Raw genomic sequence first — 16,480 nt, 5'->3', positions numbered from 1 at the left:
TCATTCTCCTTTTTCTAACCAGTTTTCCAAGATTTGATAAACTCCTCCTTGGCTATTGGCTGGCGCTAGAGCAGTAGCCACAGCTTTGGCTTTATCATCAGCATTTTCCATCGCATAGGCAATTCCAGCCATTTCAAGCATTTCAACATCATTTTCACTGTCACCAAAAGCCATGATTTGTTGGGAGGTCAAGTCCCAGCGCTTGAGTAATTCTTCCAAGCCCCATGCTTTATGAATTCCAGCTTGAAGGATATCAATGCAACCATAGCCACTCGATACAGCACGAACACGGCCATCAAAGAGGTCATTGATTTCTTCCAAGACCGAACTCAAACGTTCCTCACCAACAACCATACTCATCTTGAGCACACCACCAAAGAGGTCAGAGGTTAATTCGTCCACAAAATTCATCCGTTGGTAGAATTTTTCAATCATTTCTTGAGTCATAAAGCTTTCAAGGTCTGTAAAAATCGTACCTTCTTTGACGAAACCACCCTTCATAGCCGTCACAACAAACTGATCCCGACACGCTCGACCCTTGAAATGAGCCAAAGCCTTATCGACAATGGCATCATCCCAAGTCTGAGCCTGAATCAATTCATTCTTTTCAAAAATACGAGCACCGTTTGCAACGACCAGAACCACTCGATCGACCAAGTGCTCCAGTAGTTGCCTCATGCGATGAATTTCATTCCCAGTCGCAATGACAAAACGAATCCCCCTTTGATCCAACTGATCTAAAATCTTTTCCAAACGTGGAATATCAAGCTGGCCTCTGGCATCCAGCAAGGTCCCATCCATATCTGTCGCAATTATTTTAATCGTCATTTACTTTCCTCTGGATTCAAGCTAATCCCACTTCAATCCCACATGTTCGTTCATTTCTTTGTAGGCTGTATCAATTCGTTCCTTAGTCGCTTCATCTAACTGGTCACGATGACTACCACCCTCGATAAAATCTTCTAAGATATAGGTTTGGTAAAGGAAGAGTGGATAACCTTCTGGAGAATAGGTTCCTTTTGGTGTACGGTTTACCCAAGAAGGATGCGCTTTGGCAGTTTCGATTGTCGTCTTACCGGCTTTTTTCTTAACAGTCACATCCATGAGCACGCCACGCTCTGTCCACTTAGCATTCTCTTCATCTTGCATGGTTTCAATTCGTTGATTGGAAATGAAGTTCCCCATTGAATAGATAATGAGTTTCTTGTCCCCATCTTTTTCAACCGTTTCAGATGGTTCAACTACGTGAGGGTGCCCTCCAAAGATAATATCCGCTCCCCAATCGATCATCTTGTGATAAAGAGCCTTTTGTTCCTCAGTTGGTTCCAAGCGATACTCCACACCCATCTGAGGCATGATAATGGTGATATCCGCTTCCTTCTCTGCTCGTTCAATTTCAGCCTTCATCTTGTCTTCATTTAGGTCTGAAAGATAGCGATTATAGTCTTCTTGAGAAATACTTTGCTCAATTCCATTAAAACCATAAGAATAGGCCAAAAGTGCAACCTTGATGCCGTTCACTTCCTTGATAACCAGTGGAGCTTGATCACGGGACTCATGCGTATACACTCCAATCGGTGTCATTCCTGCCTTCTCAATAGCATCTGCTGTTGAAACCACACCTTCTATTTGTGAATCTAGGATATGGTTATGCGCCAAGTCTAGCACTTGATAACCGGCATCCTTGATGGCATCCATAACTTCGCCAGGTGCATTAAAGAGAGGATAACCTGCCAAATAGTGGTCCTTGTTAACAGTGCCTTCAAAATCACCTATAATCAAGTCTGCTTGTTTGAGCCATGGTTTCACATAATCAAAATTTTCATGAAAATCATAGGTACCATCTTCTTTTAAGGCAGAACGATAGATGGGAATATGATAGAGGAGGTCCCCGTTTGCCATAATTCTAGCAGTTTTTTCCTCCTCCTGATCTTTAGCATTTTGATTGGTCTTATTTGCTTCTTGAGAAATGGCATCCTTTTTTTGACTGGTCAAGGGGATTCCTTGGAAACTTTCAAACAACAAGACCAAACCCATTGATAAAGCAACAGCTAGCAAGAGTATGGCCACAAATCCCTTATTACTCCACTTGCGGTAACTCCTAAAAAAGTTTACAAAACCCCTCATAAAACGAAAAACTGGTCCACGTTTATGTCTATCTTGTCTTCTTTGCATCTTCATTCTCCCCACTTTCTAATGCAAGCCTTTTCTTTTTATTATATCACAGATAAGTAATTCTTTCACAATTGAATCGAACCTAGTAGGCATTTTCTATAAAAGCTCGATGCCGTAATGCTTTCAATCCTTGTCATTTTGTGATATCATGTAGAGGTAATGAAAGGAGAGAAAATGTCTGCTATAGAACGTATTACAAAAGCTGCTCACTTAATTGATATGAACGATATTATCCGCGAAGTGAATCCTACTCTACGCGCGGTTGCTGAGGAAGTCACTTTCCCCTTGTCTGATCAGGAAATCATCCTTGGCGAAAAGATGATGCAATTCCTCAAACATTCCCAAGATCCTGTCATGGCTGAAAAAATGGGACTACGCGGTGGGGTTGGACTTGCTGCCCCTCAATTAGATATATCAAAACGTATTATCGCTGTTTTGGTGCCAAACATTGTCGAAGAAGGCGAAACTCCACAGGAAGCTTACGACTTGCAAGCTATTATGTACAATCCAAAAATCGTCTCTCACTCTGTTCAAGACGCTGCTCTTGGTGAAGGAGAAGGTTGCCTGTCTGTTGACCGCAACGTACCTGGCTATGTAGTTCGCCATGCCCGCGTTACGGTTGACTACTTTGACAAGGATGGAGAAAAACACCGTATCAAACTCAAAGGCTACAACTCCATCGTTGTTCAGCATGAAATTGACCACATTAACGGAATCATGTTTTACGATCGTATCAATGAAAAAGACCCATTTGCAGTTAAAGATGGTTTACTAATTCTAGAATAAAGAAAATCCCGTTGCAAGACGGGGTTTTGTGTTATAAATATTGGATGAGAGGAATTATAACCAACATATGTAGCAAGGGATTAGCTAAGACACCTTTTATCCACGGAATAAGTACCTTATACCAATTCATAGATGAAGGACAATTCAATGCCTTGGTTAACTTGACTAAGAAAATGGTTTGACAGGACGAGTTCCTCTAGCCTGGAAAATCCAACTTGATTACGGTTCTAATCTTGATTTTCTTTGTGAAACTTAGGAAAATATCTCAACTATTCTTACATCTATTATACGAATTTACACAAAGAAAAGCCCTTAGAAACTTGTAGTCTAAGGCCTTTGTCTTCGTTCTGACAAATGTACATAACGTTGGTCTTTTACTTTTACCCAATCACACTTCCATTCGGTACAGCTGAGTCAACTGTGAGAAGGGTTAATTTTCCATCATGTTCAGCTGATAGGATCATACCTTGACTGACATATTTCTTCATCATCTTACGAGGTTTGAGGTTAGCAACGATTTGGACTTTCTTGCCGACCAATTCTTGTTCGTTTGGATAGTACTTCGCAATTCCTGAGAGGATTTGACGATCTTCACCATCGCCAGCATCCAAGCGGAATTGAAGCAACTTATCTGAACCTTCCACTTTAGAAACTTCTCTGACTTCTGCAACGCGGATTTCAACCTTGTCAAAGTCTTCAAACTTGATTTCTTCCTTATTGAGTTTGAGTTCAACTTCGTCTGGATTCCATTCTTTTTCGACTGCTGGTTTGTTACCTTCCATTTGTTCCTTGATATAGGCGATTTCTTCTTCCATATCCAAACGTGGGAAGATTGGTGTTCCTTTGGCAACGACAGTGACACCTGCAGGAAAGTCAGCCAAGCTCAAGTTTTCAAGACTAGAAACTTCATCCAAGCCAAGTTGATTCAAGACTGCACGACTGGTTTCCATCATAAACGGCTCAATCAAGTGAGCTACAACACGAAGGCTGGCTGCCAAGTGGCTCATGACACTTGCCAATTGATCACGAAGTGCTTCATCCTTAGCCAAGACCCATGGTGCGGTCTCATCGATGTATTTATTCGTACGTGAAATAAGAGTCCATACTGCTTCTAGGGCACGTGGGTAGTCAACTGCTTCCATGTGAGTATGGTAGTCAGCGATTGATTCAGCAGCTACTTGAGCAAGAGCATGGTCAAACTCTGTTACACCTTTTACATAGGCAGGAATTTGTCCATCAAAGTACTTGTTAATCATAGAAACCGTACGGTTGAGGAGGTTTCCAAGGTCATTGGCCAATTCGTAGTTGATACGGCCTACATAGTCTTCCGGAGTAAAGGTTCCGTCTGAACCAACTGGAAGGCTACGCATGAGGTAGTAACGAAGTGGATCTAGTCCAAAACGCTCTATCAACATTTCAGGATAGACAACATTCCCTTTAGATTTAGACATCTTTCCGTCTTTCATGACAAACCAACCATGACCAATCAAACGTTCTGGCAATTTGATATCCAACATCATAAGAAGGATTGGCCAGTAGATTGAGTGAAAACGAAGGATGTCTTTTCCAACCATATGGAAGACTGTTCCGTTCCAGAACTTGTCAAAGTTAGCGTGTTCGTCTTGATCGTAGCCAAGAGCTGTCACATAGTTGAGCAGAGCATCAAACCAAACGTAGACAACGTGTTTAGGATTAGATGGTACCGGAACACCCCATGTAAAGGTTGTGCGAGAAACTGCCAAATCCTCTAAACCTGGCTCGATAAAGTTGCGAAGCATTTCATTCAGACGACCATCTGGAGTGATAAATTCAGGATGAGCTTTGAAAAATTCTACCAGACGATCTTGGTACTTGCTAAGACGAAGGAAATAAGACTCTTCAGATACCCATTCCACTTCGTGACCTGATGGAGCAATACCACCAGTTACATTTCCAGCTTCGTCACGGAAAACTTCTGCAAGCTGGCTTTCTGTAAAGAATTCCTCATCTGAAACTGAATACCAACCAGAATATTCACCCAAATAGATGTCATCTTGAGCAAGCAATCGTTCAAAGACTTGCGCCACTACTTTTTCATGGTAGTCATCAGTTGTGCGAATAAACTTATCGTATGAGATATCGAGTAATTGCCAGAGTTCTTTGACTCCAACCGCCATACCGTCGACATAAGCTTGAGGTGTGATGCCAGCTTCTTCTGCTTTTTGTTGAATCTTTTGACCATGCTCATCAAGACCTGTCAAATAAAAGACATCGTAGCCCATCAAGCGTTTGTAACGTGCTAGGACATCACAGGCGATTGTTGTGTAGGCAGATCCGATATGAAGTTTACCAGATGGATAGTAAATCGGTGTTGTAATATAAAAATTCTTTTCAGACATAATATTTCCTTTCCAGGCTAATGAAACCTGTTTTTCTAACACTTCATTATACCATATTTTTAGTGATTTTCGATAGAGAAATCCATACAAAAACAAGATAGACGAGTGTCCATCTTGTTGATTCTATTCATAACGAAGAGCTTCAATTGGATCAAGTTTCGATGCCTTGTTGGCTGGCAAAACACCAAAAATCATACCAACGCTAGCCGAAACTGCAAGACTAAATAGGGCAACCGGGATTGACACTCCTACTTCTATACCCGCAATCAATCCTTGCAAGAGTAGACCAGCTATAGCTGTTAAGCCTGTCGCAATGGTTAGACCAATAACTCCGCCTAGCAAAGTCAAAATCATGGATTCAATCAAAAACTGAATTAAAATATTGGCACGCGTTGCACCCAAAGCCTTACGGAGACCAATCTCACGCGTACGCTCCGTCACCGAAACCAGCATGATGTTCATAACACCAGTCCCACCAACAAAGAGGGAAATCCCCGCAATGGCACTAATAATCGTAGTTATAAAGCCGAACATTTGTTGAACTTCGTTGAAGGCTTCTGTTGCATCTGCTACCTGATACTCCCCTTGTTGGAGACCAGCAATCTCCGTCATTCTTCTTGCCAACTCTGGCCCCAAAGTCTGGCTCAAGCTGGTATCATTAACACGAAAGACAATATTTGAAATCTCGTCTGTGTTAAAATTGACCGCAAGAGAAATATTAGTCGTAATTGGTAGTCCTCCGACTCCAAAGGTTTTTGCAGCCTTAGCTTCTTTACTTTCATAGACACCAATAACACGGTAGCTGATTTCATTTACTTCAACAATCTGATTGAGTGCATCTTTTGCTGAACCAAAAAGGCTCTTGGCTAGTTCATCATCTAGGATAATCACACTTGCAAAATCTTTATAATCTTGCTCTCTAAGACCACGACCTTCAATGATTTCATTTTCGACCGCATCCATATAAGTGACATTTCCACCTGTCATGTTAGCGTGTTCGACCTTTTTATCCTTATAGGTTAAGGTAACATTCGTCGAGTTGGTTAAATAGTAGCTATCCACTCCCTTGAGATTAGCAGCTTCCTTGACCCAAGCTTCTTGAGGTTTTGGTGGTTCAACAAAAACTTCCTCTTCTTTCCCAGAAACTGTCAAAGCTGATTGTTTTTGGGTAAAAGAACCATCTTTACTTTTAATTGGCGAGAAAAAAACATGAATATTCTTCTGTGACTTGGTCATGGTTTTATTGACCTGACGAGACATGGAATCACCTAGAGCCATAATCACAACAACTGAGGAAACACCGATAACAATCCCAATCATAGTGAGAAAAGAACGCATCTTGTGGGCCATAATGGATGAAAAGGCAAATTTCAGATTCTGCATCTTAGTTTTCCTCCTTTTCTAACTGAGCACTATCAGATGAAATAACTCCATCGCGAATGACAATCTGACGTTTAGCATAGGCAGCAATCTCAGGCTCATGCGTTACCATGATAATGGTTTTTCCTTCTTTGTTCAAGTCAACCAATAGTTGCATAATTTGATTTCCTGTTTTGGTATCCAAGGCTCCTGTCGGTTCGTCTGCTAAGATAATAGAAGGATTGTTTACCAAGGCACGCGCAATAGCCACACGTTGCTTTTGACCACCAGATAATTCCGAAGGCAAATGGTGACTACGTTCAGTCAATTCAACCTTATCTAGATATTCCTCAGCTAACTTGCGCCGTTTTGAAGCTGAAACTCCTGCGTAAATCAAGGGTAATTCTACATTTTGCAGAGCATTAAGTTTGGATAGAAGAAAGAACTGTTGAAAAACAAATCCAATCTCTTGATTTCGAACTTTGGCTAGTTGTTTTTCACCAAGTCCAGCCACTTCTTGGCCTTCAAGATAATACTCTCCACTGGTTGGTGTATCCAACATCCCAATGGTGTTCATGAGGGTTGACTTACCTGAACCGGATGGTCCCATGATGGCAACAAATTCACCCTCATTCACTTCTAGGTTGATATTTTTGAGAACCTGCAGTTCTTGGTCACCATTACGGTAGCTTCTGCAGATATTTTTTAGACTAATTAGTTGCTTCATCAGACTTCACCTCTTTTCCTTCCTCTAGAGAAGACGTTGGGTTACTGATGACCTTGACTCCATTTGTCAGACCTGAAGTGATTTCTTGGTTGTCTGCATCAGCATTTCCCAAACCAACTTCCACTTTCTTGGCCTTTTTCTGCTCGTCAAGCACCCAGACATAGTTCTTATCATTTTCAGTCACAATACTTGTTAGAGGAACCAAAATGGCTTTACTCTTATTCTTGACCTCAACACTTACTGAGAATCCTTGTTTCAAATCACCGATTTCACTTGTAACATCGATAGTATATGGATATTTAGAACCAGAATTACCACCTGCTGCGGCAGTAGCTGCACTTGCCGCTTCACCATTGTTTTTAGGGTAGTCAGAAATGTAGCTAATCTTACCAGTCCAGCTCTTATCTTGGTAAACTTTAGAAGTAAAGGTTACTTCTTGTCCTACAGAGAGGTTGGCAAGGTTATATTCAGATAGTTCCCCCTTAACTTGCAAGTTTTCATTGCTAACGACATGAACTACCACCTGGCTAGCTCCAGTTGGAGATTTAGAAACATTACGGTTGACTTCGACCACAGTTCCCTCTAGGGTACTGAGAACCGTCATTGCATCCAACTGACTTTGAGCCTTGCTTAATTGTGCCGCTGCATCTGCACGGGCATCACGGGCATCACCCAATTGAGCATCAATAGAGGATACTGAATTTCCTGCGACTGGAGTTGGAGTTTGTGCCGCAGCTCCTTCGACTCCTGCTGGTGTTGGCAACTGTGGAGCCGGAGCTGAAGCGGCTTCATTCCGTGCTTGATTGAGTTCATTGATATGACGATCTGCCTTCGCAACTGCTCGACTAGCTGAATCATAGGCCGCCTGGGCTTCTGAACTACTGTACTTGACTAAAGCCTGCCCTTCACTAACCTTATCCCCCACAGAAACAAGGATTTCATCTAAATCTCCCTTACTAGCATCAAAATAAACATATTGTTCATTTTTTGCCGTTACTGTCCCTGATAATAAAACAGAGGATGCAACGCTTCCTTCTTTAGCAACAACCAGATGAGTAGCCTCATCTTTTACAGCGGTCTGAGAAGGTTGTCTAAAAAGCAAAATGCCCCCAGCCCCCAATACAACAACACTTGCAGCACCGATTGCTGCATACAATTGCCACTTTTTAGCCTTACGATTCTTTTTCATAATGAAACTCCTTTTTTGATTTAAAGTCCTTAACAATATTATACAAAAATTACCAAATACAAACAATAACAATTCAGAACGAAATAATGACATTTCAGGATTCACTTATTGTTCGGAAATTTTTATCTCTATTGTACTAGTTATATAATACACTTTATTTTTCTTTTTTGCAAGCCTTTTCTTTAATTTTTTTGAACGTAGCAGATTTTTGCAATCACATCAAAAAAAAGATAGAATATGACTATCAAAAAATGACACTCTACTATTTAAAAGAGTACAAAGGAGTTTTCAATGAGAGAATATGATATCATTGCTATCGGTGGAGGTAGCGGAGGAATTGCTACCATGAATCGTGCTGGTGAACATGGAGCCAAAGCTGCCGTTATTGAGGAAAAGAAATTAGGTGGAACCTGTGTCAACGTCGGTTGTGTTCCTAAGAAAATCATGTGGTACGGAGCACAAATTGCTGAGACTTTCCATCAATTTGGAGAAGACTACGGTTTTAAAACTACTGATCTTAACTTTGACTTTGCAACCCTACGTCGCAATCGTGAAGCTTACATTGATCGCGCTCGTTCTTCTTATGATGGCAGTTTTAAACGCAACGGTGTAGACTTGATTGAAGGACATGCTGAATTTGTAGATTCTCATACTGTCAGCGTAAATGGTGAACTCATTCGTGCTAAACATATCGTGATTGCTACTGGTGCCCATCCAAGTATTCCTAATATTCCTGGTGCAGAACTAGGTGGCTCTTCTGATGATGTATTTGCTTGGGAAGAATTGCCAGAGTCAGTTGCCATTCTAGGTGCTGGTTATATTGCCGTTGAATTGGCTGGAGTACTCCACACTTTTGGTGTCAAGACAGACCTCTTTGTTCGTCGCGATCGTCCTTTACGTGGTTTTGATTCTTACATCGTTGAAGGTTTGGTAAAGGAAATGGAAAGAACAAACTTGCCACTTCATACTCACAAAGTCCCTGCCAAGTTAGAAAAAACTGCTGAGGGCATTACCATTCATTTCGAAGATGGTACTAGTCACACAGCTAGCCAAGTTATCTGGGCTACAGGTCGCCGTCCAAACGTTAAGAGCTTGCAACTTGAAAAAGCTGGAGTAACTCTGAATGAACGTGGCTTTATCCAAGTGGATAAATACCAAAATACTGTTGTTGAAGGAATCTACGCTCTAGGTGATGTAACAGGTGAAAAAGAACTAACTCCAGTTGCTATCAAAGCTGGACGTACTTTGTCTGAACGTCTCTTTAACGGAAAAACAACTGCAAAAATGGACTACTCAACTATTCCAACTGTTGTCTTTTCACACCCTGCTATCGGAACTGTTGGCTTGACAGAAGAGCAAGCTATTAAAGAATACGGTCAAGACCAAATCAAGGTTTACAAATCAAGCTTTACGTCTATGTACTCTGCTTGCACTTGCAACCGTCAAGAAACTCGTTTCAAATTGATCACAGCTGGTTCAGAAGAAAAAGTTGTCGGACTTCATGGAATTGGATACGGTGTTGATGAAATGATTCAAGGATTTGCTGTTGCTATCAAAATGGGAGCAACCAAAGCAGACTTTGATGCAACTGTGGCGATTCACCCAACTGCATCCGAAGAATTTGTAACTATGCGTTAATCGAAGCAAAAGAAGCTGATACAAATGTGTCTGCTTCTTTTTTGATGATTTACAATCGATGAAAACAACTTACCCAGTAAGCAAAATCGGCCGTTACAGTTTTTGTTACCTTGAATTTATAAATAGGTTGACAATAATTACTCTACGAGTATAATAGTTACTATACATCAGAAAAGAGGTTAACTATTTTGAAAAAAGCTCACGTTTATGCCATCCCTGCTATTGGTGCTGCTCTCATTGCTGTTTTAGCACAAATCAGTATTCCAATTGGACCTGTCCCCTTCACTCTGCAAAACTTTGCAATCGGCTTGATTGCTACTGTCTTTAGACCGAGGGAGGCTGTACTTTCTGTTGGACTCTATCTTCTTCTAGGTGCTATCGGTCTTCCTGTCTTTGCAGGAGGTGGAGCTGGTTTTCAGGCTTTAGTTGGTCCTACTGCAGGCTATCTTTGGTTTTATCTTGTTTATTCTGGACTTACCTCTTCTCTAACTAACAGTGATAGTGGTTTTGTCAGAATTTTTCTAGCAAATCTCTTGGGAGATACACTTGTTTTTGTCGGTGGGATCCTCAGCTTGCATTTCCTAGCTGGAATGGCATTTGAAAAAGCTCTTATTGTGGGGGTCATTCCCTTTATCATTCCAGATCTTGGTAAACTTCTGGCTATTAGTTTTATTAGTCGTCCCCTACTTCAACGCCTTAAAAATCAGGCTTACTTTGCTAACTAAAAAAGGATATCGAGTTGTCATGACTCAATATCCTTTTCTTTCATTTTGAAAACTTAGTTGCCTTTAAAAGCATCCACCATTGTTTGAAATTCTTCATTAGAGAGAGTAATTCCTTTACCCATTTTAGTATGATCTGGACTCCAAGCACGAATATCAAACTTTGCAGGAGCACCATTAAAGCTCACACGGTTGATTTCCTTAGTCCAACCTTTTTCGTTTTCAGAAAGAGTCAACAAGTGCTCTTCGATTTTAAAAGTAAATTCTGCCATTTTCTTCTCCTTTTTTAGCTTTCATTTGATTATTCGTAAAATCTTGTAGATTTTAGGAAAATTTTATATAATATTGATATAAAAGAAGGGAGGCCAATATGAGACATAAATTCCAGCAAGTTCTAGATAAAATACATGACTTTTTAAATGGACATGACCAACCTGACCAGACTGAAAGTAACTCCCTTACAGCCACTATTGAAGAGGCTATCCAGAAACAAACCGCTGTTCACCTTATCTTGTCTGAGACAAGTTTTACAGGTGACATCATCAAATACGATCAGCAACGCCAGCAAATTATCGTGAAAAATTTTGCCAAAAATATGAGCCGTATTATCCGCATAAGCGATATTCAACGCCTACGATTTGTCCCTTCCACCGTCCAAACAGCCCAAAAAAATAGATTTAAGAAAGAGTGAGATGTAGTTGATTCATCCCACTCTTTTTTCTTAGCGAACTTGTTCAAAATGTAAATGAACCGCGATATGATCTCCATAACCACTTCTTTCCAAGTCACGTTGTAGACGATAGGAAATGTAGTGTTCTGCGATGGTAATGTAACCTGCTCCCAGTAAACGATGTTCAACCAAAGACTGAATCATGCTGATAGTGGCACGTTCTACCTTGGCTTCCTCCAAGTCCAAAACCACTTTCTTAGTGACTTGTGCAAGGTTTTGACGCAAATCATCTGTCAATACATAGACAGTCTGAGCTGCCTTTAAGATAGCTTGGTAAATCTTATCTGGATTAAATTCAGCAATTTCACCATCACGTTTGATTACTTGCATAGGTTTCTCCTTTATTCTTTGTTTTCTTTGATTTCTGCCAACATTTTTTCTTCTTCTGCTGTCAGTTGATAATTTTCTAACAAATCAGGTCTGCGCTCGTAGGTTTTCTTTAAGCTCTCATACAATCGCCACTGACGAATCTTTTCATGGTGCCCGCTCATCAATACATCTGGTACAACCATACCTCGATAATCATAGGGACGTGTGTACTGAGGATATTCAAGAAGGCCAGAAGAAAAACTATCATCTTGATGGCTAGACTCCTTGCCAATTACTTCTGGAATCAGGCGAACTGTAGCATCAATCATGGTCATAGCCGCCAATTCTCCTCCAGTAAGGACATAATCCCCCAAGGAAATCTCATCTGTCACCAAGGTCTTAATGCGCTCATCATAGCCCTCATAGTGACCGCAGATAAAGATAAGTTCTTCCTCTTGAGCCAAATCCTCAGCATAAGCCTGATCAAACTGCTTCCCAGCTGGGTCTAGGAGAATGACGCGAGGATTTTTCTTTTCAATAGCATCAAAGGCATCGAAAATAGGTTGGGCTCGGAGCAACATACCCTGACCACCTCCATATGGTTCATCATCGACGTGACGAGCCTTTTCAGCATTTTCTCGGAAATTATGATACTGGATATCCAAGAGACCTTTTTCACGAGCCTTTCCAACGATTGAGTGCTCTAGCGGAGAAAACATCTCTGGAAAGAGGGTTAAAATATCAATCTTCATCGTCTAACCCTTCTAAGATTTCCACATCGACGCGGTTATTCGGAATATCAACATTGAGAATGACTGGTGGGATATAAGGCAATAACAAATCACGCTTGCCTTTCCGTTTGACCACCCAGACATCGTTAGCACCTGGTTGTAGGATTTCCTTGATGGTTCCGACCAAGTTATCACCCTCGTAGACTTCCAAACCGATAATCTCGTGATAGTAGAATTCACCATCATCTAGATCGTCCAAATCTTCCTCAGCAACCTTGAGACTGTATCCTTTGTACTTTTCGATAGCGTTGATATGGTACATATCTTTGAATTTAATGATGTCAAAGTTCTTCTGTTTTCGGTGGCTAGCAATAGTCACTGTTTGGACAAACTGATCTTTTTCATCAAACAAAGCCAGCTCAGCCCCTTTTTTAAACCGTTCTTCTGCAAAATCCGTCACAGACAAGACTCGCATCTCACCCTGTAACCCCTGCGTATTGACGATTTTCCCAACATTAAAGTAGTTCATCTTGTCTCCTGTAGTCTATTTATTTCCATCTTATTCTGACAATTCTCGAATAATAGTCACAATTTTTTCTGATTCTGACCATTGTAAATAATGGTGATTCCCTCCTAAAATGAGTTTAGTATTGGAAGTCCAATATTCTGATTCTCTGTACTCTTTTTCTCTATAAGCCTGACAAAAAATAAATACAGGGACATGAGATTCTATCGACAAATTCTCAAAATCTTCCTCAGTAATCTCTCCAGATATCTGAAATTCTGAATCTTGATTTTGCAACTCTGAACCTTTTTCTTGCATTATTTCCCAGATTTCTTTATTGATTTCAGGGCTAAATGTGGCTTGAGTTAAGCTCTTAAAATAAAGTTCAGGACCACACTCCTCAATCAGCATCATCTGCTCTTCCATTTCTGGATAAGGATTTTCTGAAAAATCAGCAAACATGACTTTTTTAGTTGTCGGTTCAATTGCTACTAAAGCCTGACACTTAATTGGTTTCTTGAGCAACTTGCAAGCTAAAATTCCACTCAAACTATGTGCACAAAGTATATATTCAGAAATCGCCAATTCTTCAAGTACTTCATAAACCGCATCTGCAAGATTATCCAGATTTTTTCCAGCTTGGTCATGAATCGGACTTCTACCTGTGTTTGGAAAATCAATTGTCAAATAACCAATTGTGGGAGGAAGTTTTTCAAGTATAAGTGAAAAATTTTCATAACTTGGTAGCAAACCTGCGCCACTTAAACAAACTAGCATTTTCTTTTGCTTTTGATAAGTAACAGAGAGACTACCAATTTCTGTAGATACTTCAATCCTCTTCATAAAGAAACCCACTCGTTCTATATAATGAATTATTAAAAATCCTTATCCTTTATTTTAACACGTTCCAAGGATTTTCTCAAGTTGGAGGAAGAGGACATCAACTCTCGTCCCCCTTCAAAAATCCTTCCAAATCACGTTCATGTTGGTACTTAATAGATGCAGTTTTGTCTTTCTCAAAGATGGTTTTAGTTAGGTCAATATGGTTGATAGCTGCGATTGCGACGGTGTAGTGAATGATATCAGCCAGTTCTTTTGCTAGCTCCTCGTTCGAGACTTGAACTCTCTCTTTTCGACCAGAGCGACCATTCAAAACTTCGGCTACTTCTCCGACTTCCTCCACTAGCTTGATAAAAAGACCTTCCTCAGTCCGAGACTGCTGGTAATGTTCGAGTAAGTAGTCTTGTAATTGTCTAAACGTTAAATCCTTCATATCCTGCTCCTTGCAAAAAAAGCGAGACATTCGTCCCGCCCTTCTTATTTTTCGTCAATAACGATTCTTACTTTTTTGTCTTCAGTTGGGACAGAGTAGACAATCGTTCTTATCGCAGAAATAGTGCGACCCTTACGACCGATTACACGACCCACATCGCTTTGATCAAGATCCAAATGATATTCCAAAAACTCTGGTGTATCTTCAATCTTGATAGTTAAGGCATCTGGTTGTGAAATCAAGGGTTTCACAATCGCAATAATGAGATTTTCAATCGTATCCATCTGTCAACCTACTTTAAATTTATTTTGAGAATTTAGAATCGTGGAATTTCTTCAATACACCTTCTTTTGAAAGGATGTTGCGAACTGTATCTGAAGGTTGAGCTCCATCAGCCAACCATGCAAGAACGCGGTCTTCTTTCAAAGTTACTTGGTTTTCAGCAACAAGTGGGTTGTAAGTTCCAACTGTTTCGATGAAACGTCCGTCACGTGGTGAACGTGAATCTGCTACGTTGATACGGTAGAAAGGTTTTTTCTTAGAACCCATACGAGTCAAACGGATTTTAACTGCCATTTTTAAAGTCTCTTTTCTTATTTTTTATTTCGGTGAAATAGCTGAGCTATTTATCACATGTTCTATTATAGCAGATTTCTGGCAGGTGTCAAGAAAAAAACTTGACAGACTATAAAATTTTTAAACCATTTAGAAATTTGTTAGAAGTAGGAAATAAATGTTTGAAAGAAGCTATCCGTGAATACTATTTTATACTCAATGAAAATCAAAGAGCAAACTAGGAAGCTAGCCGCAGGCTGTACTTGAGTACGGCAAGGTAAAGCTGACGTAGTTTGAATTTGATTTTCGAAGAGTATTAGAAACATTTTATAAAGACCATCAAGTCAAACCCTTCATATCGCCTGAACGAGATTTGGATACTTGGCTCCTAAATTCTAAGCCCGTTCCCAAACGAAATATCAAGGATTTTAAGAATGATATCTACTAATTAATTTATAAAATATGAATTAATAGATTCTAAATGGGGGAATAATTTAGTTCTGTAAAAATTAACTTCTACACCTATAACGCTTATTCTGACAGACTTTATAATAGTCTAAAAAAGTAGAGATTCATAGAGTATCTAGATTTTCCAAAAATTTTTTATCATCAAATATTACTAACGAAACTATCCAAACCAAATCCGATGCATTGCTTCAAAGAATTTGTTAGTTGTTTGACTATCAAGGGCTTTTATTAAAAAATTTTTTCAAATAACTGCCATCTTGGCACATAAATTCTTGCTTTCTAAATTTAAATGTGATATATTTATAACATAAAATTTAAGTGTGATATATTTATAACACAAAAAAGGAGTCTATCATGAAAAAAAGTCAAAAAATGCGTGGCCTCATTGCAATGATTGCCGTAGCTCTCTTTATTGATTTTATTGTTTTATTTGGTTCTAATCTTAGTTGGGGACCCAAGTTAGTTATTACTGGTATTTCAGTGTCAGGTCAAATTGTAGCTATTTGTAGCTGGCTACATAAGAGTCAGAAAGGTAAGGGAAAGACTATTTTTGACTTGTCTGCTAAGCTTTACACGATACTTTTTTTTGCAGCAAGCATTTTTTATACAGTAGGGATTTGGGTTGCGACCCCAAGCGTAAGTTCTGGTATTAAAGAATGGATTTTGGGAATTGGCCTCGTTATTGAAGTGATTGTATTTGGTTTTTTCTGTTTGAAAAATGTCAAGGAAACTCCGGACGAACGCTTTTATGCTAATTTAGCCAAGGCAGCTAGCTTGATGTTTGTTTTTATACTAGGCGCACTGATGATCCTAGCAGTTATCATTGGGTATATGGGGTCTCTCACTCTTTACATGGGACAGATATTTATTAGCATAGCTGTCTTAATTTTCATCTTTTCGGTTGTCTATATTATCTTGGAACGTAGAGGATAAAC

The 16,480-nt window shown here is 39.9% G+C and carries 19 protein-coding genes; 5 read left to right on the top strand and 14 right to left on the bottom strand.

Annotated features, from left to right (window positions below; translation table 11 throughout):
* Positions 1-828: an HAD family hydrolase gene (locus QM409_RS04860; RefSeq protein WP_414305507.1), complete on the bottom strand. Its 828-nt coding sequence runs from the start codon at positions 826-828 to the stop codon at positions 1-3.
* A gap of 21 nt (positions 829-849) precedes the next feature.
* Entirely contained in the window at positions 850-2,175 is a 1,326-nt protein-coding gene (locus tag QM409_RS04855) for a CapA family protein (protein ID WP_150922328.1), read from the bottom strand.
* Between the two features lie 174 nt (positions 2,176-2,349).
* Between QM409_RS04855 and def the strand changes: the two genes are divergently transcribed.
* Positions 2,350-2,961: a peptide deformylase gene (def, locus tag QM409_RS04850; protein ID WP_414305506.1), complete on the top strand. Its 612-nt coding sequence runs from the start codon at positions 2,350-2,352 to the stop codon at positions 2,959-2,961.
* A gap of 380 nt (positions 2,962-3,341) precedes the next feature.
* Here def and metG read toward each other — a convergent pair whose 3' ends face one another.
* From metG to QM409_RS04830, 4 genes are all read right to left on the bottom strand, one after another.
* On the bottom strand, positions 3,342-5,339 hold the full coding sequence (gene metG / locus QM409_RS04845; protein WP_414305505.1) for a methionine--tRNA ligase: 1,998 nt from the start codon (positions 5,337-5,339) through the stop codon (positions 3,342-3,344).
* A gap of 123 nt (positions 5,340-5,462) precedes the next feature.
* Positions 5,463-6,722, bottom strand: a complete 1,260-nt coding sequence (locus QM409_RS04840) for an ABC transporter permease (RefSeq protein ID WP_173876020.1) — start codon at positions 6,720-6,722, stop codon at positions 5,463-5,465.
* A 1-nt stretch (position 6,723) separates the two neighbouring features.
* Positions 6,724-7,425: an ABC transporter ATP-binding protein gene (locus QM409_RS04835; protein ID WP_045611350.1), complete on the bottom strand. Its 702-nt coding sequence runs from the start codon at positions 7,423-7,425 to the stop codon at positions 6,724-6,726.
* On the bottom strand, positions 7,409-8,617 hold the full coding sequence (locus tag QM409_RS04830) for an efflux RND transporter periplasmic adaptor subunit (protein ID WP_414305510.1): 1,209 nt from the start codon (positions 8,615-8,617) through the stop codon (positions 7,409-7,411). The genes QM409_RS04835 and QM409_RS04830 overlap by 17 nt, the downstream gene beginning before the upstream one ends.
* Positions 8,618-8,905: 288 nt before the next feature.
* Here QM409_RS04830 and gor point away from each other — a divergent pair, with 288 nt between their 5' ends.
* Together gor and QM409_RS04820 are read left to right on the top strand one after the other, a co-directional pair.
* On the top strand, positions 8,906-10,252 hold the full coding sequence (gene gor, locus QM409_RS04825) for a glutathione-disulfide reductase (protein WP_049502148.1): 1,347 nt from the start codon (positions 8,906-8,908) through the stop codon (positions 10,250-10,252).
* A gap of 188 nt (positions 10,253-10,440) precedes the next feature.
* Positions 10,441-10,977: a biotin transporter BioY gene (locus QM409_RS04820; RefSeq protein WP_153199894.1), complete on the top strand. Its 537-nt coding sequence runs from the start codon at positions 10,441-10,443 to the stop codon at positions 10,975-10,977.
* A gap of 53 nt (positions 10,978-11,030) precedes the next feature.
* Here the strand turns inward: QM409_RS04820 and QM409_RS04815 are convergent, their stop codons facing one another.
* Positions 11,031-11,246, bottom strand: coding sequence for a YdbC family protein (locus QM409_RS04815; RefSeq protein WP_000807437.1), 216 nt, complete (start codon positions 11,244-11,246; stop codon positions 11,031-11,033).
* Between the two features lie 98 nt (positions 11,247-11,344).
* Between QM409_RS04815 and QM409_RS04810 the strand changes: the two genes are divergently transcribed.
* Positions 11,345-11,665 carry a hypothetical protein gene (locus tag QM409_RS04810; RefSeq protein WP_049502150.1) on the top strand — a complete coding sequence of 107 codons (321 nt, stop codon included), beginning with the start codon at positions 11,345-11,347 and terminating at the stop codon, positions 11,663-11,665.
* 30 nt (positions 11,666-11,695) lie between these two features.
* On the opposite strand, the gene QM409_RS04805 is transcribed toward QM409_RS04810, so the two are convergent.
* The 7 genes from QM409_RS04805 to rpsP all read right to left on the bottom strand — a co-directional run bounded on the left by QM409_RS04805 (position 11,696) and on the right by rpsP (position 15,098).
* On the bottom strand, positions 11,696-12,034 hold the full coding sequence (locus QM409_RS04805) for an ATP cone domain-containing protein (protein ID WP_001196039.1): 339 nt from the start codon (positions 12,032-12,034) through the stop codon (positions 11,696-11,698).
* An 11-nt stretch (positions 12,035-12,045) separates the two neighbouring features.
* Positions 12,046-12,765, bottom strand: a complete 720-nt coding sequence (gene trmD / locus QM409_RS04800; protein WP_000686916.1) for a tRNA (guanosine(37)-N1)-methyltransferase TrmD — start codon at positions 12,763-12,765, stop codon at positions 12,046-12,048.
* A complete protein-coding gene (gene rimM, locus QM409_RS04795) occupies positions 12,755-13,273 on the bottom strand; it encodes a ribosome maturation factor RimM (protein ID WP_070527175.1) in 519 nt (172 codons plus the stop codon). The genes trmD and rimM overlap by 11 nt, the downstream gene beginning before the upstream one ends.
* A 30-nt stretch (positions 13,274-13,303) precedes the next feature.
* A complete protein-coding gene (locus tag QM409_RS04790) occupies positions 13,304-14,092 on the bottom strand; it encodes an alpha/beta fold hydrolase (RefSeq protein ID WP_024057003.1) in 789 nt (262 codons plus the stop codon).
* 97 nt (positions 14,093-14,189) lie between these two features.
* Positions 14,190-14,522: a MazG nucleotide pyrophosphohydrolase domain-containing protein gene (locus tag QM409_RS04785; RefSeq protein ID WP_414305504.1), complete on the bottom strand. Its 333-nt coding sequence runs from the start codon at positions 14,520-14,522 to the stop codon at positions 14,190-14,192.
* Positions 14,523-14,566: 44 nt separating this feature from the next.
* Positions 14,567-14,806: an RNA-binding protein KphA gene (gene kphA, locus QM409_RS04780; protein ID WP_000379617.1), complete on the bottom strand. Its 240-nt coding sequence runs from the start codon at positions 14,804-14,806 to the stop codon at positions 14,567-14,569.
* Between the two features lie 19 nt (positions 14,807-14,825).
* On the bottom strand, positions 14,826-15,098 hold the full coding sequence (rpsP, locus tag QM409_RS04775) for a 30S ribosomal protein S16 (protein ID WP_000268760.1): 273 nt from the start codon (positions 15,096-15,098) through the stop codon (positions 14,826-14,828).
* An 801-nt stretch (positions 15,099-15,899) separates the two neighbouring features.
* Here rpsP and QM409_RS04770 point away from each other — a divergent pair.
* Entirely contained in the window at positions 15,900-16,478 is a 579-nt protein-coding gene (locus QM409_RS04770) for a DUF3796 domain-containing protein (RefSeq protein ID WP_414305503.1), read from the top strand.
* Positions 16,479-16,480: the final 2 nt, after the last annotated feature.

The organism is Streptococcus mitis (genome assembly GCF_047465045.1).
GTDB classification, from domain to species: Bacteria; Bacillota; Bacilli; order Lactobacillales; family Streptococcaceae; genus Streptococcus; species Streptococcus mitis_DT.
This window is presented reverse-complemented; position numbering and strand designations above follow the sequence as displayed.